We start from the raw sequence: 23,001 nt of genomic DNA, 5'->3' as shown, positions 1-23,001 counted from the left end.
TTTTAGTTTAGGCGATCGCAAATATTAGAGACTAAGCCTACTTATTGCTTATTTCCAGGATTTTCGACAGTGCTGACTCTGAGGGATGTAAGTATATAAATTCCTCATGGTCTTGAAGTGAACCAAGCCTTATGCAAAACTTGAGATCCTTTGCTTCACAAGCTAATATTTAAGGAATTGATCAATGGCGCGTCTAGCCCTGCTGAGTGTATCTAATAAAACTGGTTTAATTGACCTCGCCCGTAGCTTGGTTGAAGAATTTGACTTTGATTTAATCAGCAGTGGGGGAACAGCCCAAGCACTCAAAGATGCGGGACTCCCTGTTACCAAAGTTGCAGATTATACAGGTTCACCAGAAATTTTAGGTGGTCGAGTCAAAACCCTACATCCCCGGATTCATGGCGGAATTTTGGCCCGGCGAGATGTTCCCGAAGATATTACAGATTTAGAAAATAACCAAATTCGCCTGATTGATTTAGTGGTGGTAAATCTATATCCTTTTGAGGAAACGATCGCTAAACCAGGGGTAACATTATCCCAAGCGGTTGAACAAATTGATATCGGTGGCCCTGCTATGTTAAGGGCATCATCGAAAAACTTTGCTCATCTGGCTGTATTATGCGATCCAGCACAGTATGACGAGTATTTGCAGGAATTGCGGCAAAATAACGGCGAAGCATCCCTAGAGTTTCGGCAAAAGGCAGCATTAAAAGGATTTTCGCACACTGCTAGCTACGATCAAGCGATAGCGCAAGCGCTGACTTGTCAGTTTGCATCTTACCTCTCAGAAGCACAGCAGTACACCCTTAGCGGTACACAATTACAATCTCTGCGTTACGGTGAAAACCCCCATCAACCCGCCACCTGGTATCAAACTGGTACTACTCCAACAGGATGGACATCTGCGACAAAACTGCAAGGCAAAGAACTTAGTTACAATAACTTAGTTGATTTAGAAGCCGCACGCCGAATTATTGCTGAGTTCACTGATACTCCAGCCGCAACGATTATCAAACATACAAATCCTTGTGGTACGGCATTGGGAAGCAGCATTTCAGAAGCGTATCAGAAAGCTTTTAATGCTGATTCTACTTCTGCTTTTGGTGGAATTGTCGCACTCAACCGTCCGATTGATGCAGCTACAGCTAGCGAGTTAACTAAAACATTTTTAGAATGCGTGGTTGCACCAAGTTGTGAAGCCGAAGCTCAAGAAATCCTTGCTAAGAAATCTAACGTGCGGGTTTTGACTCTAGCTGATTTGAGCAGTGGCCCTAAGGATACAGTGAAAGCGATCACAGGTGGTTTCCTTGTTCAAGCTAACGATGATGTGATTGCTGATAGCAGTCAATGGCAAGTTGTCACCGAACGCCAACCCACCGACAGCGAGTTAGCTGAATTGCTGTTTGCTTGGAAAGTTTGCAAACATGTTAAATCTAATGCCATTGTTGTGACAAGCGATCGCACTACACTAGGAGTAGGTGCTGGTCAAATGAACCGCGTCGGCTCAGTTAAAATTGCTCTAGAACAAGCTGGAGAAAAAGCCAAAGGTGCAATTCTCGCCAGCGATGGATTCTTCCCCTTCGATGATTCAGTAAAAACAGCCGCAGCAGCAGGAATTACAGCCATTGTCCAACCAGGGGGAAGTGTACGCGATAAAGATTCTATCATTGCTGCTAACGAACTGGGTTTGGTGATGGTCTTAACTGGTGTACGTCACTTTTTACACTAAAATAGTCTCCGCAAAGTGTACACTTTACAAAGTGTCACACAATATCGTTGCTTTTTGATTGAATCAGTGATATGTTTTAGTCGTGTGTGAGGAGCAAGTTAAAAGTAAAAAGCGCCTGGGGTGGAAACACGGCAACACTCCCAAGCGCTTTTTATTTTGTCAAAAATTTCACTCAATATACTTGCGATTTCATAGAAGTAGTGATAATGTTTATTTGTGTGTGAGGAGCAAGTTGAGAATAAAAAATGCCTGGGGTGGAAACACGGCAACACTCCCAGGCATTTTTTAATTTATATATAGAAATAGAAAAATTGGATTGTAGGTACAGTTTTGAAAGTGTCACTCAATATACTCGCCTTTTGATTGAAGCAGTGATACTATCTAATTGTGTGAGGAGCAAGTTAAAAATAAAAAGCGTTTGGGGTGGAAACACGGCAACACTCCCAGGCGCTTTTTAATTGGTATGCAGAAAAAAGTCCTTGCAGATTCGCCAGAATTATTGAGACAACAATCACCTAAAGTCCAAAATCCAGTAAATCTTACCCACAATCATAAATCTAGGTGCAAATTAATCGGCTGACTCAACAAATTCAATTCATCATCGAGATTGACCAATTGAAACAGGTGATGCGCCAAACCCTACTCACTGATGGGTCACGCCGAGAAAATAGTGCAGAACATTCTTGGCATTTAGCGGTGATGGCAAGTGTATTAGCAGAATATGCCCCGGAGGGTGTTGATATATTACATGCCATCAAAATGCTGTTAATTCACGATTTGGTAGAAATTGATGCAGGTGATACCTTCTGCTACGATGTGCAGGGTAATGACGGCAAGGCAGAACGAGAAGCACAAGCAGCGTTACGCTTATTTGGACTTTTACCGACAGTTCAAGCTAGAGAGTTGCGTTTACTCTGGGATGAGTTTGAAGCGGGAGAAACAAGCACTGCTAAGTTTGCCGCAGCCCTAGACCGTATACAGCCTTTGCTGCACAATCAACAAACTCAGGGCGGGACTTGGCGCATTCATGGCATTAAGCGCGACCAGGTGATGAAACGGGTAGCACCAGTAGAAACAGGTGCGCCGGAACTGTGGCCGTTTGTTTTACAACTGATTGATGATTGTGTGACAGCAGGATATCTTAAAGAAACTTCTACTCTCAAGATTTAGGGCTGATGCGCCAAAATTTCCTCCCACTCACATTGCGAGAGGGGTTTCAACTCTATCTGCATATCAAAACAATTACTAGCTGCGGCAACTAAAGCTGCAATAATCTTTTCTACACTCAGACTTTGAGGCAGTTGTAAAGTCGTAAAAGATTCTGCACCAAATACTTGATTTAACAGTTGAGCATCGGGTTGCAAACGCATGGAACCATGTTGCAAAATTGTGCCACTACGTCGCAGTTGAGCGCTACCGATGAGTTTGCCACCATCTGGCAAAACTAAATCTGCACTGGTAGCAGTACCAAAACAGTTAGGGTTGTGGATGTAACCTCGCCCCTCTGTACCGTAATGTAATTCTACGCCGAGCAATCGCCACCCTTGAATCAAAAACTCGCAAATTTTTTCGTACACTTGGAGGCGACTACCCGTAAGTCCAGATGTGACTACAGCGTAAGTTAAATCACCTTGGTGTAACACAGCCCGTCCACCGGTAGGACGCCGCACTAAATCCAGTTTTTGCCCTTGCCAAGTTAAATGTTGCCAATGCTCAGGGAATTGGCGTTGATGATAGCCCAGAGAAATGGCAGGTGGCGACCAGGTATAAAAGCGCAGAGTTGGCGGGTGCTTTCCCGAATAGTGCTGTTCTAGCAACCATCGGTCAACCGCCATCTGCACATTCCCGTCTGCCTCTAGCAAAGGAATTAGTCGCCAAACCTGAGTACTATGCATTCGATGCTGTAGTTGCCCAATCTAAAATCCAAGTTGCGCTGAAAGCACACCAAAGGTGCGACCTAAAATCCAAAATCCAAAATTCCTTAAGTTGCACCAAATTCAGTTTGTAAAGCTTCATCGTTATTATCAGCGATCGTTGCCACAATGGTAACGAGTCGAGACACTTCGCCAGGAGATAACTCAGCTAAGGTGCGTGTTGATATCACAACCACCCGGTTTTCAATAATACCGAAACGCGCTTCAAAAGTACTAGAGCAGTTTAACTCTAAAAGATACCGCATTAACTTAGGTTCATCTTTGGCAGGTAAATTTAGCACCGTAGACCAAACCGTGATGGTGTCTTCATCGGTTGTCCCGTTGAGTTGGACAAATACTTGCACACTTCCATACTTAAACTTCCAGAGATAACCACCCTCTGGAGTGTGGCTAACCATCGCACTGTCATCTTGTTCCAAAGAATCGATGACATTTTCAATTACCTCCACATGGTTAATGCTTGCCGTCTCGGCGATTAGCTCATTAATGGATTCGTTACTAGGTATGGTTTCTTGGTAGCTTGTCATAGAGATTTTTTCCTGAACATACTTGCTGTCTTATCTACACATACTTTATAACTTGTGGAGGCAGTTAGTTTTAGCCTCCTTTTGGTCTACTTTCTAAAAGCCTAAAGTGTAGGGGTGCGATCGCGACCGTGAAGTTGCGATCCAAAAGCCTATTTCCAGCGTATTTCAGGTAACTGTGACACACCATTTTTATTTGTAGAGAAAATTTCTGAATCATCTATAGGAATCGTATTTAATTTTTGAAATTATCTACGTGGGTGGGGAGTGGGGAGTAGCGAGTAGGGAATAAGGAATTAAGATTTTCGATCTGTACCGAGCTTTTTCAGAAATCAAATATTAGTCCTATTATATCTGATGATTTTGCTAACGCTGGTGAGTTTTTAAAAGTTTTAGTATTGTTTTATCAAAAAACTTGCACTTTATCTGCTTTACAATAAACAAACTTTAGCACAGGATAAATATTAACTAATGTCAGACATAACTAATGTTTTAGCAATCGCGGCAGGTGCGGTTCCTGGGGCGTTATCTCGGTTTCATATTACAGAATGGACAAAAGCTAAATTGGGGACAAAATTTCCCTACGCAACATTCGCCATTAATTTGACTGGATGTTTAGCGATGGGTTTCTTTTTCACGATTTCCAAAGATATTACAGGCTATCCCAAGGAATTGGATTTACTTATTAGAACTGGATTTTTAGGTTCTTACACCACATTTTCAACCTATGGCTTTGATACTCTAACCCTATGGCGTAGCAAACGAACTGCTGCGACAGCTTTTTATTGGGCTGGGAGTGCAATTCTAGGTTTGGGAGCAGTGATTATTGGAGCTGCGATCGCCAAGCTTTTCGTAAAGTAATAAAAATGGTTGAGATGTAGCTTACGAAAAACGATACACAATCAATTTTAGGTAAAAAGCAATGGGTTTTTTAAAAAGACGTTATTCCCTAGCTGTAGCGATCGGGGCGATTTTTGGAGCGTTGAGTCGTTTCTATATAACTGAACTGGCAAAAGCTATTTTTGGAACAAATTTTGGCTTTTACGGCACATTCTTGATTAACGTGTCTGGCTGTTTATTGATTGCTTATATTTTGACTCTAGCAACCGAGAATATTCGCATCATCTCGACTGAACTTCGCCTGATGACGACAACAGGCTTCTGCGGTGCATATACTACTTTTTCTACCTATGGTTTGGAATCAAGAGGTTTCTTAGATGAGGGAGATATCACGATGCTGTTAATTTATTGGGTTGGTAGTGCGCTCGTGGGAATGATTTGCGTCCAAATTGGTGTCTTATTGGCAAGAAGAAGCATTTAAAGGTTTCAAATTATAGCCGATGAAGAAAAAGGCTAATTTAAAAAAGACTCAAGATTTTATCAATACTCTCTGGCAATAATTAGACGATATGAAATTATAATACGATGACCAAATAATTATTAATTCATAATTTCTAATTAAAGAGAGGAAACTTAAGTCGCCTCTCCCTTTCAGGCGTTACTAGCTTTACAAGGAATTTTTTCACCTGGGAACTGGTACTTGATTAATTACCGACGCAATTACCGCATCCATTTGTAAACCATCCAGCATCGCTTCTGGCTTCAAAATGAGGCGATGACGTAGCAGTGGCGATGCAACTGCTTTAACATCGTCTGGCGTGACAAAATCTCTTCCAGTCAACCACGCTAAGGCTTGAGATGTCTGCAACCAAGCACCGGCGGCGCGAGGCGATGCACCCAAAGTTAAATCAGGATATTGACGCGATGTTCTCACCAACGCCAACAAATAATCAACGATCGCTTCTGATACTTTAACCTCTTTAACTGCTTGTCGTGCTTGCAAAATGTCGGCTACTGTTGCGATTGGTTTCAAACGGCTAATATCCAAACGCCGTGCTGCAAAACCCGCCTGACGATTCAGTAACATTTGCTTTTCGGCAGCTTGATCTGGGTAATCTACCACCAGCTTAAATAAAAATCTGTCCAACTGCGCCTCTGGTAAGGGATAAGTCCCCTCAAATTCCAGGGGATTTTGGGTTGCAATCACCCAAAATAAATCTGGTAAGGGCAAACTTTCACCATCCAATGTTACCTGCATCTCTTCCATCGCTTCCAGTAGCGCCGCTTGTGTCTTGGGAGGAGTACGGTTGATTTCATCTGCTAGCAGCACTTCGGTAAATATTGGCCCTTTTTTTAAAGTGAAATTGCGGTTATTCAAGTCAAAAATATTTGTACCAGTAATATCTGAAGGTAAAACATCTGGTGTTAATTGAATCCGGCGAAACTCTCCTTGGATTAACTGCGCTAATACTTTTACTAGCAGAGTTTTACCAGTTCCCGGTACTCCTTCTAAAATTACGTGTCCACCCGCTAGCAGTGCTACTAAGAGTTGTTTTATTAGGCTCGATTGTCCGACAATTACTTGATTAAGACCTTGACCGAGGCGAATTAAGATAGGATGGGTTTCGCTCATATTTTTTATTGATAAATCACGAATGCAGAAATATTATGCATAATTACAAAGGTATTTCCAACAAATAAATTATGCAAATAAATAAACCACAGAGATGCAGAGAACACAGAGAGGAAAAATAGACGGTATTTCTACATCAGTTTTGGGATATTTTTTATTTGGAAGTCCCAAAAAATTAATTACGTTAGCGTAGCGGTAGCGATAGCGCAGCGTTAGCGAGTTATCGAGCGTCGGAACGAGCGTCATTACGAATTAATCTAATGTTTCGCCATTTCCCCAACCAGCTTAACAGTTCTCGTTCACTGATGGGTTGTTTGCGAGATTGTAGCTTTAAAACTGTATCTAGTTCTGCTGCACTTGCGCCTGTTTTTTCTATCCAGAAATTGATCAAGGCTTCACGTTCTAAAGGTATTTGCCCTAATCCCAAGGCTTTTTGGAGTTGTAGTTGTTCTTGTTTACCTACCATCTCTACAACAAAGTCGGTGGTATCAGCTTTCTGCAACACTCCCGCTAAAGCTTGGATGTATGCCTCGCTGTTATCTACAACTGGTGTATCTAAAGCTACTGGCTTGCCAAAGCGGCGATTCTGCGCCCAAATTAACACTAATAGCAGGATACCTACTTGCACCAATATTGGAAATACAGGAGTTTTAGCAAAAAAACTAGATAAATCTGCTTCGCTTTCTTTCTTCCTGACATCGGCATCTTTATAGCCGTGGATGTATTCATCGACAAATACTGTGTTACCTTTTTGATTAACCAAATTGGCTAAATACTTGAAATTACTTAAATAATCTTGGTAGGCATTGGCGGCTAAATAAGGAGTGGTAGAAAAAATCACCTTTCCTTTTTTGTAATTTTGTTCCCAAACAATAGCACCAAAGCGATCGCCTAAATCAACTTGCTGGGAGTTAGCTTTTTTATATCGTCTACGTGTATCAATTTTAATATTGCCTTGGGGGGATTTTTGCATAGTGCTAAACTCCGCTTCTGTAACCCGCGCCCCCGCACCCAAAATTACCAAAGTATTTCCTTTTTCTACCCATTCACGCTCTTGACTATCCAATGTCGTCTGCCTTGGATCGCTGCTTATCTGTAGGAAGGTAACAGGGTTGCTATCTGGCTGAATGTCACTAAAAGGCTTTTGCCAGCGCTTGATAGAAATTCCCTGCTGTTGCATAAAAGCATACCAAGCACCATAGCCATCGGAGGCGCGGTTATAAGTAGAGCCAGTGTTAATTTTAGTATTATTTGGAGCCACGAAAAGACTAAGCAAAACGAGTGCAGCTAGTGCGATCGCTCCCATCCAAGTCAGGCGATTTGAACGTTTCATACCAAATCCTGAGTGCTACTTCTGAGTGAGTAAATTGTAAGCGAGTTTTTACAGGTAGTTTTAAGTAAATTAACTACATCTTTTTTGTATCACACAGAAGCGCATCCGAAAGGATAACTTCGCAAAATTACGGTTTCAAAGTTGAATGTGGTTGAATCAATATAGTCAATAGTCAGTTGTTATTTAGATAAATTCATGACTCAACAAAACAATACCAAAGTTAGTATTGCATTTGGTCTTGGAGTTGCTGTCGCTTCTACCCTCTTGGCTAGTCCATCACAAGCAGCTTCATTCGTGGGAACACTTAGTTGATCATCCTTGAGTCCAATTTTTGGTACTTTGATCAATTTTGATGATCAGCCTTCAGGTACTCTAGTTGGCGTCAGTGATTATCTCGCTCAAGATGTGACTTCCATTAGAGAGTTAGAAGGACTAGGAACTTTTGCCAGATATGGAATTTCTCGCCAAAGCCAACCTAACTATATCGGAACTGGGCGTAATGGTGAACGCGGTACTGATGGTAACTTAGGATGGGATAGTACAATTGAGTTCCAATTTACGAATTTAGTCAATCAGGTAGGAATTGGAATTGCCGATTCACAAGGAGGCCCTGAAATCCTCAGTATTTATGACACTAATTATAATTTTCTTGAATCATTTACTGCCCCCAAGGGAGCAAGCACCTATGCAGGCTTTTCAAGAGCTAGCAATGATATCAAGTACTTTGAAATTAAAGGAGATTTATTTGCTGTAGATGATTTACAGTTTCAATTTGTCCCTGAACCCTCCACCATCCTTGGCACTATAACACTATAATCCCTCTTTTGTTACTACGGGGAAAGTATAATCTGAAAGAAAACCAGAAACAGTAAGTAATACAGATGGTTGCACCGCGTAGACAGGCAGTAACCACACTAGCCTTTATAAATAACTCTACGTAAGCGAGATTTTATTCATTACAACCTTGTCAACATCAGTACTCATAGATACTTCTCTCCAAGCATCTAATTCTGCTTTTATAAACTGCAATACACTTTCAATAGTTTCTACCGAATCTGCTCCCAGCGCCAATCTGATAGGTGGGTTATCGCTATCAACCACTTTAATCATTGCCAAAGCTGCTTTTTTTGGATCACCAAGTGCGTTTAAATCGTGATCCCACATATTCTGACGTATATTTCCAATTGATATTTCATAATCTTCAATTTCAGTATCAATTACAACAACAGAACGTTTAATAAAATCTGTACGGAAAGCACCAGGTTCAACAATTGTAACCTTAATGCCGAATGGAGCAACTTCACTTAGCAATGCTCCAGAAATTCCTTCTAGCGCAAGTTTACTACTGTTATAGAACCCCCAGGCAGTAGCAGTGGAAAAGCAACCTATTGATGAAACATTAAGGATGTGTCCGCTGCGTTGTTGTCGCATATAAGGTAACACTACCCGTAGCGTTTCTAAAACACCAAAAAAATTTGTTTCAAATAGACGACGAACTTCTTCATTGCTGACTTCCTCAATTGTCCCAATAGTGGAAACCCCGGCATTGTTAACAAGTACATCGATACGTCCAAAGTAAGCAATTGCTTGCTTTACTGCTTCCCTTACCTCTTCGGGTTTCCTAACATCAAGTTGTGCCACGATGGCACGATCTGGAAACTTTGAAGCTAAATCTTCAACTTTCTCAGCTTTTCGTGCTGTTAAAACTACCGCTTCACCTTTTTCTAGTACTGCTTCTGCTAAAGCTCGACCAAGACCGCTTGAGCTACCAGTAATAAACCACACCCGTTCTTGAGAAATAGAAGATGTCACCATGAAAACTCTCCATTGAGTAATAAAAAGTTGTGAAATATAGGAATCCGGTTTGATTTATGAAAATATCCGTAGGATATGTTAGCACGGGGAGTACGGCATCAAATCCTTGATAATAGTGCGTTACGATCCCCGTTCTAACACACTCTACAATACCTAATTTCGTTCAAAAATCAAATAAATAGTAATCCTATAGATGAATTACTGTTAATCAGTCATGACACTTAAATCCAATCTTACTCAGTAAAGTAAGACCTTAAGGCTTCGTATTGAGTATTAATATAATATAAATTAATATTGTTAGGTAAAGTTGAGTTTAGATAAATTCTTAAATTCTAAAAATGTTAAACCAAGGGTTAATAACATAAATAAAATATCTGCAAATATTGAGCCAATATATATCCCTCTTAAACCCATCAATCTTGATAACAAAACCATCATTGGTACGTTTAAAACTATACTTTTGAAAAATATGGCTAATAATACAATCTTACCTTTACCCATAGATAAAAATAGAGTATTGCTACAATATGCTAAAGGCCATAGTGGTGTTAACATATTGAGAATTCTAAAATTTGTTATATCATCTTTTGTAAAATCAATTCCTGGCAAAATTATGCCCAAAAATATACTAGGAGATAATTGTAAAAATAGCCAAATAGGTAGTAATAGGATAGCTCCAATTATTGCAAAAATTAAGTATGCTTTTTTGACTCTGCTGTAGTTTTTTGAACCATAATTCATACCAATTACAGGTTGTAATGCTTGTGCAAAACCAACGACAGGAATCAAGGGTAATGAAACAACTTTCATTGTTGCTCCAAAGAAAGCAATATCACTATTTGTTCCATAATCGGAAATTAAATTAAACATCACAGCTTCTTGAACCAATATCATAGCTGGATAAAATAGCGCTGATATTCCTACTGATAAAATTGGTGGTAGTAAATATATGGCGATCGCTAACTTTTTCAGGTTAACTGGAATAGAACTTTTACCACTAAGAAAATAAGCTAAATTGGCAATACTATAAACAACCATCGCCACAACTGTAGCAAGAGCAATTCCTTGGGTTCCCCAATGGAATACACTGGTAAATATATAATTTAATAAAATGTTAACAATAACGAAAACCCAGTTAAATATTGTACTTAACCTAATTTCTCCTTCTGATTTTATAACCTCGATACAAGCTTCTGCTATTATCAAAAAAACTGAACCTAAAATATAAATTTTAAAATATTTTGTGCCTTCAGAAGCAACTTCACCACTTCCTCCCATAAATCCAATTAATTCTTCACCAAATTTATAACCAATAATTGTAATAAACAAGGAGATTGCAACACTCATCACTGTGAGGTTGCCAAATATTTTAGACTGAGTTTTAATATCTCCTGAACCAATAGCTCGACTGAGAACGGAAGCGGAACCTACACCAACCAAAAGACCAAATCCATTGACTATACTTGTAAGTGGTAGTGCAAGTGAGATGCCAGCTAAAGCAGTTTCACCAATGAATCTTCCGGCAAATAAAGCATCAATAAAAGTGTTTAAACTCAGCATCAGTATCCCCAGAGTGCTGGGAATAGATAACTTGAACATCAGTTTTATCAGATCGCCTTGAAGGATTTCATTTGTGATCTGAGATTGTTTTTGTAGAGTCATTTTTTAATTTTTGGGTCGTTACAGTTTACTCAACCTTAACTAAACGGTTAACGCGATACTGCTTTAATTCTTCTAACTCCATCTCTTTTGCTAACCCCTGGGATAAACTCATCAACCCTCTAAATAACGAGATTTTCTCAAGCATTTCTTGCGACCAAGGTTGTAAAATTCCCATTATTAATCAATAATCGCAAGTATCTACTGCACCAATTGGATCTTTTCCATTAGCTTTAGGAACTAAAGAACAAAAACGACAATATGATGTGAGTAATTCATGAGTATGTTGAGTTTGCATATTTACTATACTCTGGTACAGATGTTATTGAAAAAGAATAAAATAGGTGTAAAATACTAATTTTCAAGTTTTTCATATATCCTTATAAAGATTGTCATAAAAATATTGGTGCGGTACTAATCTTTTGTACAATGCATACAGCTTGAATTGCCACGGTGATTGCACAACAAAATATTCTCTTTTGGGTTTCGGAGCTTGGAGAGCCTGCAATATTACTGCTGTAACTTTTTCAACTGGTAAACCTTCACTGCGATTTCCTTCTACGGAATTTTCCATACATTCTCTGAAGTTTTTGCCATATATAGCTTTCATTTCGGTTGACATATTACCTAAAACTTTTTGGCAATCAGCTTCTACTTTGTCAGCCTGTTCTGGGGTAATTATTCCCCCTGGTAATATGGATAGTACTTCAATTCCACTGGAACGTAATTCAATCCGCAAAGTATCTGTAATTGCCTCAAGTGCAATTTTAGAAGTAGATAAAAGCCCTCTATATGGTATGGCGAATCTACCACAAATTGCACTAATATTAATTATTCTACCTTTCACTTGTCGGAGCATTGGTAAAAAAGCTTGTGTGACTGCAATTTGACCGATAACATTTACTTCAAAATTCCATCTGATATCGTCTATTGGAATACATTCTAATGGCCCATCTACCCCAGAATATGCATTATTAATTAATGCGGATAATCCTTCATTACCGAGCGCCAACGAGACAAACTCTGAAGCTGATTTGATTTCTTGGGCTTTTGTGATGTCTATGATAATAGGTGTTAAATTTCCAGATGCAGCCTGCTTTAAAGATTCACCATCTTTTTCTGTGCGAACTCCCGCAAAAACTCGATATCCTTGCTTATCTAGTAAAAGCGCGGTTGCTCGACCGAGACCTGTGGATGCTCCTGTTATAACGACAGCACCTTTATTATTCCTTGTCATACTTACTTCCTGGATAATGAAATTATTTGTAGAGGGAAAAGGGGAAATTGATAAATATGGCGTATCAACTGAACGAAAAACTCAATCTAATGCTTAAAACAACCAAGAAATGAATGACTATCCCTCTTTTGTCACTTTGGGAGAACCCAATCGCTGAAAACCTTTGAGAGCTTTAATCTTCAGGTTTTGGCTACAAACTTTAGTTCCTGTTAGAAAATGAAAGCTCAAAGCTTTATCACATGAAACTTTCAGAATCTTGCTGAGATTATTGTTTTCCGAAAGTGACAAAAGAAGGCTATTAGTGTTCTTAGTTTTAACGCTGACCATGCATAACCATCTTTACGCCACTCCTTGGATGACACTGGTTATCAAAACGCTTTTGTCGTTCTGGTTGCTTGTTAACCAACTCTAATTTATAGTTTGAAAGAATAGTTGCTAATACAAGCTTCATTTGAAATGTAGCAAAAGGTGCTGCAATGCAATTACGAGCACCACCACCAAAGGGTAAAAATTCATAAGGAGAAAATTTTTTTTCTAGAAAACGCTCTGGCTTAAACTTTTTTGGCTCTGGATATAAATCTTCACGTTGATGTGTTGAATAAATATTACCAATCAGTACTGTACCCGGAATTAACTCATAATCCATTATTCCTACCGGAGACTCTACTAGCCTGGGTAACATAAACATTGGACTTGAACGAATTCGTAAAGATTCGTTACAAACAGCATTAAGGTAAGGTAATGCAACAATATTTATAGGGTCTGGATTTTTACCAAGACCGTCAATTTCCTCAAGTAGTCGATCGCGAACATCTTTTAAACGGTGAACCCAGTATAAACACCAAGTAAGCGAATATGCTGCACCATCCCTACTTGCGAATATAGGCAAAAACAGGAGGTCACGCACCTCTTCATTGGTTAATGATTTACCTGTTTCATCACAAGCAAATATAAGCTCGGAGAGCATATCAGTGTGTGAAAAATCTGTCTGCTTCCGGCGTTCTTGGACTTCATCGTATAAAAATTGAAATATTTGTTTATAAAAGTAATTACGGTATCCCCGCGGACTCCATCGACCTAAATCCAATTGTGCAAAAGAAAATTCTTTAACAATAAGATCATACAGGAGAGATTCTTCATATTTTATCAAAGACGTAAATAAATGCTTGATTTTTTCGTAACGCTCTCCTTCTCTTAAACCTATTACCATCTCTATCGCTATCTGCAAAATAATCTTTAACACGATTTCATGGGCAGTAAAAGTCTTTCCAATTGCCTGTTGAGTAGTAATTTTTTTCGTTATTTCGCAAATATTCTGCCCACTTGCGTTCATCCGCTCTCCGTGGTAAGTCTTCATCAAAAGAGGACGACGATGTTTGTGAACTAAGCCATCAACTTCAAGGATTCCTTGCTGTCCGACTGTAAGCGTGGGATCTCGAAAAAATATACTAGAGTCTGTAATTTCTTTGGTATTACTAAAAATTTGCTTTATCCCTAAGGGATTGCTGACGTAAACTATTGGTGTAGAACCAGACATTACAGTTACAATGTCGCCGTAGCGTTTGTAAATAGCATCCATGCAGCCAAGGGGATTGTTTTTAAGCTGCTGACTTAATAGCCAAGTTGGCGTTTTCACTTTTGGTGGTAGCGTCATAAATATTACTTACTCCAGTATCAACACAGAGGAATGGGAAAAACCCTAGAGATTAAATTAAATCAACCGCTAATGACTGCAACTTTCTTTGACGTTGACGCAGACCATGCACGACCATTTTCACACCACTAGCCGGGTAACAAATCAAACCTCCAAATTTGGGACGTTCTGGACGCTGACTGACTAGCTCTAATTCGTAACGTGAAAGAATGGTTGCTAATATCAGTTTCATTTCAAATAGGGCAAAAGTTCCGCCAATACACACACGAGAACCGCCACCAAATGGCAGAAATTCGTAGGGAGAATATTGTTTTTCTAAAAAGCGCTCTGGCTGAAATTCTTTTGGTTGTGAATATAAATCTTCACGCTGATGTGTCGAATAAATATTAGCAAGCAGTATTGTTCCGGGATGCAACTCGTAGCCCATCACCTTGACTGGAGACTCTACCAATCTAGGAAATGCAAATAACTGAGTTGGGTAAATTCGCAAAGCTTCATTACAAACAGCATTTAAGTACGGTAGTGTAAAAATACTCATGGGGTCTGGGTTTTCACCAAGACTGTCAAGTTCTGATAGTAGACGCGATCGCACAGCAGGTAAACGATGAATCCAATACAAAGACCAAGCGATCGCAGTTCCAGAAGCATCACCAGATGCAAATATGGGGGATAATAACAGATCGCGTACTTCCTCATTACTTAATGGTTGACCTGTCTCATCTTCAGCAAAGATCAGATCGCTAATCATATCAGCGCGTGAAAAATCTGCTTGCTTACGACGTTCTTCAACCTCAGTCAATAGCAATTGAAAAAGCTCTTTTCGAAGGTAGAGGAGATATCCTTGTGGGCTCCATCGACCTAAATCTCTTTCTCCACAAATATTCCTCAGAATCTTATCTATTGGTGATTGTCCATATCTCAGAATAGAAATAAACAAATGCTTGATTTTCTCAGCAAGCTTTCCTTCAGTTAAACCCATTACAACTTCTATACCCACTCGTAAGGTAATATCTTCAATGGTTGGGTATGCAACAAAAGGCTTTCCAAATGTCTGTTTACTGATAATCTTTTCTGTGAGTTCGCAGATACGTCGCCCACAGGCTTGCATCCGCACTCCATGAAATGTTTGCATTAACAATTTGCGTCGATTTTTGTGAATTAAACCATCAAGTTGGAGAATTCCTTGATTTCCTGTCATCAAGGCGAAACCCAAGTTCAATTCTCCCCTAGCTGTAATTTCCTTAGTGTTTGTGAAAATTTCCTTTATTCCTAAAGGATTACTGACATAAATTGTTGGTGTAGAACCAAACATTAGAGTAACTATATCACCATAATCTCTGGAAATAGCATCCATATAGCCAAAGGGATTGCTATCAAATTGCAGAGCTATTAACCAAGAAGGAGTTTTTGGCCCTGGGGGTAGTTTCATCAGCTTATTTTACTCCCATTATTTAGAACGTATACAGCATTATCGATACAATCTTTTAGATGTTTAGCTAATTCTTGAATATGAGGTTCAACGAAAATTGAGAAATGATCACCAGGAACTTCAATAACTTGAATAGGTTGACTAGTAAATTTACCCCATCCTAATAAGGGGTCATTACTATACCATTCTGGATTGTCAAAGTCATGAATTATTTCCTCCTTAGCTCGAAATAAAGTTATGGACTGAGGATAAACTTGAGGCTCATAATTCCGCATAGCTTTAACATGCGCTTTAAAAAGTTTGTAATAACGGAGGAAATCTTCAATTTCTACATCACTAAAGATGAAATCGCTCTTTTCATTAATTAAATTAAGTTGCTGAGTTAATGGCAAATCTCGGAGTTCTTCAAAAGGTACTGAAAAATCTATATTATTATCAGTTTTTATTGATTCAGCTATGCGAAGTAAAAATTTTGCATCATCATCGTCTGTAGACTCAATAGGTGTTTCTGATAGTATGGCATCGATAACAACCAATAAACCTACTGTTTGACCTTGTTTTTGTAACTGTTGCGCTATTTCAAAAGCTAGTACACCGCCGTAACAATGACCACCTAAAAGATAAGGGCCATTTGGCTGTATTTTACGGATTTCTAGCAGGTAGCGAGTTGCTGTTTCTTCTACGGAAATAACTTCTGGTTTTTCTTTTTCTAGAGTATCTTCCAAAGCATAAAGTGGATAATCTTCACCAAGCCTCTTGGATAAATTAAAGTATGGGCTAATATTTCCACCAGCACCATGTATACAGAAAAAAGGTATTTTGTCACCAGAAGAGTTAATTGCTACTAAATGAGAATTAGAAGTCTGACGAAATGGCTGACTAACAATAGTCGCTAGTTTTTCAATTGTGGGGTTTTCAAAAAGAGTAGACAGGGGAAGATTATGCCCAAATTTGTCTTGAATCTGAGCCATCAAGCGGACAGCCAAAAATGAATGGCCACCCAAGTCAAAAAAGTTGTCTATCACCCCTACAGGGCTAGTATTGAGAAGGTTTTCCCAAAGTTTTACTAAAACTAATTCCGTAAAATTTCTGGGATTAACAAATGATTTATTAATATTGCATTGTGTAATTTCATTATTTTGTAGCGCAAGTTGGTCTACTTTACCATTAGGTGTAAGTGCAAGTTTATCCAGTACAACAAAACTAGACGGTAGCATATAGTTAGGCAACTTTTGCTGCAATTCTGGCAACAACTGTGTAGCTATTTCCTGTTTATCTGTCACCAAATATGCAATCAAACGCTGATTTCCTTGAGCATCGTTCCTGGCAATTACAACCGATTCTTGTACGTTTGGATGTTGTGCAATAACAGCCGCAACTTCACCTAATTCTACTCGGAAGCCTCTGATTTTTACTTGGTTATCATCTCGACCTAAATATTCAAGATTACCATCTTTGATATATCGGGCTAAATCGCCAGTTTTGTAAAGTTTATTTCCTGGAATAAATGGATTATTAATAAATCTTCTTTCAGTTAGTTCTGAATGATGTAAATAACCGTTTGCCAATCCGTCACCACCAATATAAAGTTCACCAGCAACTCCTATCGGTGTTGGTTGCAAATCACGATTTAGCACATAAACCTGGGTATTGTCAATCGGACGACCAATGGGTACACTGTTTGCTTGTTGCAATAAACTAGTGTCGTAGTAAGTGGCGTTGGCGGAAACTTCCGATGAGCCGTAAAGATTGATGAGTTTCGCAAATGGTATCAATTCTTGGAAAGTTTTAACTAACTTAACAGAAAGTGCTTCTCCGCTACTTATCCAGAGTTTTAGCTGTGATAACTTCTTGGCTAGATGGCTATAATTATCAAGAAGTAAGCGTAGGAATGAAGGTACAAGTATGATCCGAGAAACTTTGTAATGCGCTAGAGTTTCTATAAATAATTGTGGATCTAGTACAGTTGCATTGCTAATAATTACTGTAGGAATTCCTTGAAGTAAAGGAGCAAAAATTTCCCATACAGAATCTACAAAACTAATGGCTGTTTTCTGACAACAAACTTCTCCTTCGGTAAAAGGATAGGTTTTCCATAACCAGTGTAAGCCGTTGACTGTACCGCGATGAGTGCCAAGAACACCTTTAGGTATTCCAGTTGAACCAGAAGTGTAAATAATATAAGCGAGATTATCAGATGGAGAGATGTCAATAGGATTTTCCAAACTTTCTTGAGCAATTTCGTCTTTTTGGATATCTAAACAAACGATTTTACCAGAAGACAATGATACTTTTTCTAATATCTCTTGGTTGCTAATTAACAGCGATGCTTGAGAATCAGAGAGCATAAAATTTAGACGCTCTACTGGATAACTTGGATCAAGAGGAATATATGCACCACCAATTTTCAGAATAGCTATAATTCCTACTACCATATCTATGGAGCGTTCTAGACATAGAGCAACTAGAGTGTCTTTTTTTACACCCTGTTTTTGTAAATAATGTACAAGTTGATTAACTCTATGGTTAAGTTGACGATAAGTTAATTCCTCGGACTCGCTAATTAGTGCTAAAGAATCAGGTGTGAGTTCAACTTGCTGCTCAAATAATTGATGCAGAGATGCATCTTGGGGATAATTTGCACGAGTTTGATTAAACTTAAATAATAGTTGCTCTTGGTCAGAAGTAGTTAGTAGAGACAATTCTTTGAGATGCTGCTCTGGATTTGCAATGACATTTTCTAACAGGGTCTCAAAGTTGTTGATAAATTGAGTAATTGTTGTTGAATCAAAAATATCCGTATTGTACTCCAAGCATCCTGTTAATCCCTCTTCGGATTCAGACATTGATAGGAAAATATCTAGTTGAGCAGTACCACTGTCAAAGTCTAAAATACGCAAAGTTAATCCGGACACTTGTTCCACAGACGTTGGAGTATTTTGTAGGGCAAACATAACCTCATAAAGTGGATTTCGACTTAAGTCGCGTTCGGGTTGTAATTCTTCTACAAGCATCTCAAAAGGCAAATCCTGATGTGCATAAGCATTGAGAGTCACTTCACGCACTCGATGTAAAAGTTCGCGGAAACTGGGATTACCACTGAGGTTATTACGTAACACTAAAGTATTAACAAATAAACCTAACATCCCTTCTAATTCTGCACGATTGCGGTTGGCAATTGGAGAACCAATTAAGATGTCTTCTTGGTCTGTATAACGATATAATAATATGTTAAATGCTGCCAGCAAACTCATAAATAAAGTGGTGTCTGCTTGCTGGCTTAATTGTTTGAGTGCATTAGTTAAAACTGTGGAGAATGTAAAGTACTGTTTAGCACCAGTAAAAGTAGTAACGTTAGGTCGCAGACGGTCTGTGGGTAATTGGAGTACAGGTAACTCACCTTTGAGTTGTTGTTTCCAATAATTTAATTGGGTTGCGAGGAATTCACCTTGGATGCGATCGCGCTGCCAAATGGTAAAATCTGCATACTGAATAGGAAGTTCAGGTAAGGGAGAGGGCTGATTTGTAGAGAAAGCAGCGTACAGTGTTGACAACTCCCGCAGGAACACACCACAAGACCATCCATCGGTGATAATGTGGTGCATGGTAACAAGCAAAAGGTGTTCCTCTTCACTCAAGCGTACTAAAGTTGCTCTGACTAAAAGACATGAAGCTAAATTAAAGGGTTTTGTTGCTTCTTCTACTGCAAGTTGTTTGACCTCTGATTCCCAATCTTTACCAGACAAATGCTCGAAATTAATAATGGGTAAATCCCAATTTAATTGGGGCACAATCTTCTGTACTGGCTCTCCATTTACAAGTGTAAAATTTGTGCGCCAAACTTCGTGACGGTTGAGGATTTCATTTAAACTTTGTTGAAGGACTGTGATATTTAGCTGTCCTCTGATATGAAAAGCAATAGGAATATTATAAAAAGAACTCCCGTGATGAAGTTGGTCAATAAACCATAATCTTTGTTGGGAGAAAGATAAAGGAATAGTCTTAGAGACTTGACGTTTAGGGATAGTATCGACTTGAAACTTTCCTCCCTTCCATTTTTCTAGAAGGGCTTTTTTCGCGGCTGATAAATTAGAGTATTTTTGATCCATTATTTGCACCAGTATCCATCCTAAAGCTTTTGTGTTAGATTGTGTATGAACTATATAACAGTCCAATTTATAACAATCTAATTTTATATATGTGTAAACCTATTATTTTTTTAAAGGTATATGTCTCATCTCTACATTTACAATTGCACTTTATATTGCTTTCTTTCGACAAACAAAGCAAGTCATACTATTATCTTCAGAACCAAAATCTTTGAGCTTGTAATAACTAATATCTTTAAAACCAGCTTTTTCTAGTCCCAATTGCACGTCTGCTAAAAAGAAATCTTTTCTGAACCAAGTAGTATCTGAACGTTTCCACATATTTTCTATTAACTCAAATCCAGTAACCTTAATTTCCCAAATCCTTTCTTCTGGTTTATAGTGGAATATTTCAATTAGTGCACATTCGTCATTAACATTAACATGGTCAAAAATTGGTGGAGCAATTTTATGGAACCAATCTGTTATTGGTATAGTAAATACAAATAATCCATTATCTCGGAGTGCTGCATAGACGTTTCGGAAAACAGAAGTTAATTCTTCAGGGGTTAAAATAAACAGTAGAACAAGATGCGATAAAACGGCATCAAAAGTAGGTAGTAGTTCAAATTGACGTATATCATTAAGGATAAATTTACTCTTAGGTGCGTTGATTATGGCATAACGCAACAGTTCTTTGGAAGCATCAAGTCCAGTCATTTGATACCCTTTAAGATGAAGCTGTTGTACCAATTTTCCTGAACCACAACCAAGGTCGAGAATATCTGCTTCTTTAGGAATATGTTGTAACATTAAGTTTTCTAAAATAGGTATTACACCTGCTGCTATTTCTTCATCTGTACTCTTTAATTCGTTCTGCATCCGAGCAAAAGGTTCATAATCTGGGATAGGGCTGAGTAGAGACATAAACTATTTTTCCTGTTTACAAATAAAAGTTTAAAATTGAATAATTATTGTGGAAGATTAGCTAAAAAATACTCTACCTCTTTGTCTGATAACTCTTCAATTTTTTCCAAGAGAAGTTGCTCAATCATTCCTGCTTGTTTGACTGGTATCATTGCTTCCAATAAAAGGTTACGCAGTGCTAACTCTACAGGAAATTTTGCTCGTAGTCGAGAAACTAATTGAGTTGCAATGAGGGAGTCTCCTCCTAACTCATAGAAATTATCGTAAATACCAACTTCTGCAATCCCAAGTACCTCTTGCCATATTTCCGTAATTTGTTTTTCTAGACCGTTTCTCGGAACAACATAGGGATTACCAAGGTTAGGTCTGGAATAGCATGAAGATGACTCCAATTGATTGAAGTATTTGGTATCTTCTTGGAAGTCTGACTTAAATATATGGTTATCTCTGGTATTTATATCTATTGCCGAAACGGCAACTTGAGTTGCTTTTTCTAAAGAAAGTATTCGTTTAAATACTTCTATTGCTTCTGTTTGAGTAATCGCTAGTTTTGCTTCCTGATCTTGCCAATCTGTTTTTTGTTCCTGGTTAGTATTCAGTTGTAATTTGTCCCAATTTATCAGATACCAGGGCAAAGAATTATTGCGGTTTTGTCGCTTAGTAAAGGTATCGACGAAATAATTAGCTGCTGAATATAAACCTAGCCCCAATCCTCCTAAAGTTGAAGATAAGGAAGAAAAGACGATACAGAAATTTAACTTTCTATTCTGTAAAATTTGTTCTAATATCTTCATTTTATCACTTTGTAAGTCAAATATTTTTTTTGATTCTATTTCATTAATTTCTGGAATTGAACAAAATAGATGTTCGCGTTTGATTCCAGTTGAATAAATAACCCCGTTAATTTGACCAAGATTTTCCAAGGAAAACCTTTGATGAATTTGTTCATCATTAGTTGTGTCTAGACGGATAACCAAAACTTTCCCACCTAATTTTTCTAATGCTAGCAATTTGTTAATTTTGTAACTCACTTCATCTTGTTGAGTGTGAGTTCCTAGCCATTGCGAAAAATCATCCTTTTTTGGGAAATCTGAATCTTCAATAAATATTAGTTTTGCTTGTAAAGTTTTCGCTAAATATTCTGCAATTACAACTTCAATGCTTTGTAACCCAGCAGGAAACAGGTAAACACCTTGTTCTTTTAATGATATTTTTTCTTCAACTACTGGTTCTAACCGAATTGGCTCAAATGTTTGTACCCAACGATAGGAATCACGATAAGCAACAACTAAATCTGAAGATAGAGACCTTAGCTCATTTGAGAGTTGGTCAACAATAATACTGTGATAATCTCCTTCTGTTTCTTGGCAGTTTGTTAAAGCAACATCAATACATCGACAGGTAATATTAAGATATTCTTGAGGAATTACTTTACATAAACCTAAGATTACTGCTTTCTCCGGGTCTAATTTTTCATTACCATTAACGTCTTGGAGGTTATTTGATATTACCCAAAGATTTAAGCGATCGCTAATTTTTAATTTCCCAAAACTTTTGGTTAAAAACAGCAGACTGTTGAATTCTAAATATTCTCTAGATTGACAGTTTTTAAGTTTATTTAGACCCAAAAAATAAGCAATATTTCGGGGAACATTCCCTAATAACATTAATTTTTGAAACAAAGCTTCATAGTCTTTATAACTGTATGGATTAATCGTATAAACACCATCACTTAGTTCCCTAAACTGCTCTCCCTGTTTAGCTACAATGACATTTTTACCTTCATTAATTAACGCATTAATTAATTTTTCACCAATTCCCAACTCATCAATAAAAAATAGCCAATTTTCTTGCGTAGGTTCTATTTGGCTAGAGGAAGAATTGAGCAGTAAAGAGCGTTTCCATGAAGGAACATAAAACCAATCAGCAATATCTTGCTTATTATCTAAAGTTGTTGGCTTGTTGTTTACAGAAGGTGATGGTGATTTAGCATCAATCCAATATCTTTGTCGCTCAAAAGGATAGGTAGGCAAAGGCAGACGAGAACGCTGCTCGTGAGTATAAAATCCTGACCAGTCAATCTGTACACCAGCTAGCCACAACCGACCTAATGTCTGTAATAAAAAGCTAACATCAGATTGTTGGTCTTGAATATGGCGTAAGGAAGTTAATACTTGTTGTTTGCTATTTTTATCTAAA

Annotated in this window: 18 protein-coding genes; 5 read left to right on the top strand and 13 right to left on the bottom strand. The window is 38.3% G+C overall.

All coding sequences use genetic code 11. The features are described from left to right. The first annotated feature begins 184 nt into the window (after positions 1 to 184). Both purH and VE944_RS26390 read left to right on the top strand, forming a co-directional pair. Positions 185 to 1,729, top strand: a complete 1,545-nt coding sequence (gene purH, locus VE944_RS26395) for a bifunctional phosphoribosylaminoimidazolecarboxamide formyltransferase/IMP cyclohydrolase (protein WP_324984164.1) — start codon at positions 185 to 187, stop codon at positions 1,727 to 1,729. A gap of 561 nt (positions 1,730 to 2,290) precedes the next feature. Continuing rightward, positions 2,291 to 2,899, top strand: coding sequence for an HD domain-containing protein (locus VE944_RS26390; RefSeq protein WP_324984163.1), 609 nt, complete (start codon positions 2,291 to 2,293; stop codon positions 2,897 to 2,899). Here VE944_RS26390 and VE944_RS26385 read toward each other — a convergent pair. Then, positions 2,896 to 3,624 carry a lipoate--protein ligase family protein gene (locus tag VE944_RS26385; RefSeq protein ID WP_324984160.1) on the bottom strand — a complete coding sequence of 243 codons (729 nt, stop codon included), beginning with the start codon at positions 3,622 to 3,624 and terminating at the stop codon, positions 2,896 to 2,898. The genes VE944_RS26390 and VE944_RS26385 overlap by 4 nt on opposite strands. 86 nt (positions 3,625 to 3,710) lie before the next feature. After that, positions 3,711 to 4,190, bottom strand: a complete 480-nt coding sequence (locus VE944_RS26380; RefSeq protein ID WP_324984157.1) for a YbjN domain-containing protein — start codon at positions 4,188 to 4,190, stop codon at positions 3,711 to 3,713. 468 nt (positions 4,191 to 4,658) lie between these two features. On the opposite strand from VE944_RS26380, the gene crcB (VE944_RS26375) reads away from it, so the two are divergent. Both crcB (VE944_RS26375) and crcB (VE944_RS26370) read left to right on the top strand, forming a co-directional pair. After that, positions 4,659 to 5,048 carry a fluoride efflux transporter CrcB gene (gene crcB / locus VE944_RS26375; protein ID WP_324984155.1) on the top strand — a complete coding sequence of 130 codons (390 nt, stop codon included), beginning with the start codon at positions 4,659 to 4,661 and terminating at the stop codon, positions 5,046 to 5,048. A gap of 61 nt (positions 5,049 to 5,109) precedes the next feature. Then, the gene (gene crcB, locus VE944_RS26370) at positions 5,110 to 5,508 is read left to right on the top strand and encodes a fluoride efflux transporter CrcB (protein WP_324984152.1); all 399 of its coding nucleotides are present in this window, start codon (positions 5,110 to 5,112) and stop codon (positions 5,506 to 5,508) included. Positions 5,509 to 5,709: 201 nt separating this feature from the next. Here crcB (VE944_RS26370) and VE944_RS26365 read toward each other — a convergent pair whose 3' ends face one another. Next, positions 5,710 to 6,660 carry an AAA family ATPase gene (locus VE944_RS26365; RefSeq protein ID WP_324984149.1) on the bottom strand — a complete coding sequence of 317 codons (951 nt, stop codon included), beginning with the start codon at positions 6,658 to 6,660 and terminating at the stop codon, positions 5,710 to 5,712. A 220-nt stretch (positions 6,661 to 6,880) separates the two neighbouring features. Further along, the gene (locus VE944_RS26360) at positions 6,881 to 7,993 is read right to left on the bottom strand and encodes a DUF4350 domain-containing protein (RefSeq protein ID WP_324984146.1); all 1,113 of its coding nucleotides are present in this window, start codon (positions 7,991 to 7,993) and stop codon (positions 6,881 to 6,883) included. Positions 7,994 to 8,332: 339 nt separating this feature from the next. On the opposite strand from VE944_RS26360, the gene VE944_RS26355 reads away from it, so the two are divergent. Beyond that, positions 8,333 to 8,809: a hypothetical protein gene (locus VE944_RS26355; protein WP_324984143.1), complete on the top strand. Its 477-nt coding sequence runs from the start codon at positions 8,333 to 8,335 to the stop codon at positions 8,807 to 8,809. A gap of 117 nt (positions 8,810 to 8,926) precedes the next feature. On the opposite strand, the gene VE944_RS26350 is transcribed toward VE944_RS26355, so the two are convergent. From VE944_RS26350 to VE944_RS26310, 9 genes are all read right to left on the bottom strand, one after another. Then, entirely contained in the window at positions 8,927 to 9,808 is an 882-nt protein-coding gene (locus tag VE944_RS26350; protein ID WP_324984140.1) for an oxidoreductase, read from the bottom strand. A gap of 297 nt (positions 9,809 to 10,105) precedes the next feature. Continuing rightward, positions 10,106 to 11,470 (bottom strand): MATE family efflux transporter, encoded by a 1,365-nt coding sequence (locus VE944_RS26345; RefSeq protein ID WP_324984138.1) that lies wholly within the window; start codon positions 11,468 to 11,470, stop codon positions 10,106 to 10,108. Positions 11,471 to 11,495: 25 nt separating this feature from the next. Next, complete coding sequence (locus VE944_RS26340; protein WP_324984135.1) at positions 11,496 to 11,645, bottom strand: hypothetical protein; 150 nt, start codon at positions 11,643 to 11,645, stop codon at positions 11,496 to 11,498. 192 nt (positions 11,646 to 11,837) lie between these two features. Continuing rightward, a complete protein-coding gene (locus tag VE944_RS26335; protein WP_324984133.1) occupies positions 11,838 to 12,704 on the bottom strand; it encodes an SDR family NAD(P)-dependent oxidoreductase in 867 nt (288 codons plus the stop codon). A 313-nt stretch (positions 12,705 to 13,017) separates the two neighbouring features. Then, positions 13,018 to 14,358: a cytochrome P450 gene (locus VE944_RS26330; protein ID WP_324984130.1), complete on the bottom strand. Its 1,341-nt coding sequence runs from the start codon at positions 14,356 to 14,358 to the stop codon at positions 13,018 to 13,020. A gap of 52 nt (positions 14,359 to 14,410) precedes the next feature. Next, positions 14,411 to 15,787, bottom strand: a complete 1,377-nt coding sequence (locus tag VE944_RS26325) for a cytochrome P450 (RefSeq protein ID WP_324984128.1) — start codon at positions 15,785 to 15,787, stop codon at positions 14,411 to 14,413. Beyond that, on the bottom strand, positions 15,787 to 19,896 hold the full coding sequence (locus VE944_RS26320) for an amino acid adenylation domain-containing protein (RefSeq protein WP_324984125.1): 4,110 nt from the start codon (positions 19,894 to 19,896) through the stop codon (positions 15,787 to 15,789). The genes VE944_RS26325 and VE944_RS26320 overlap by 1 nt, the downstream gene beginning before the upstream one ends. 150 nt (positions 19,897 to 20,046) lie before the next feature. Beyond that, a complete protein-coding gene (locus VE944_RS26315) occupies positions 20,047 to 20,802 on the bottom strand; it encodes a class I SAM-dependent methyltransferase (RefSeq protein ID WP_324984123.1) in 756 nt (251 codons plus the stop codon). Positions 20,803 to 20,846: 44 nt separating this feature from the next. Next, positions 20,847 to 23,001: KR prefix domain-containing protein (locus VE944_RS26310; protein WP_324984120.1), on the bottom strand; the 2,155-nt coding region annotated here is incomplete at its 5' end.

Origin of the sequence: Nostoc sp., assembly GCF_035638895.1 — a bacterium.
GTDB lineage: Bacteria > Cyanobacteriota > Cyanobacteriia > Cyanobacteriales > Nostocaceae > Nostoc.
This window is presented reverse-complemented; position numbering and strand designations above follow the sequence as displayed.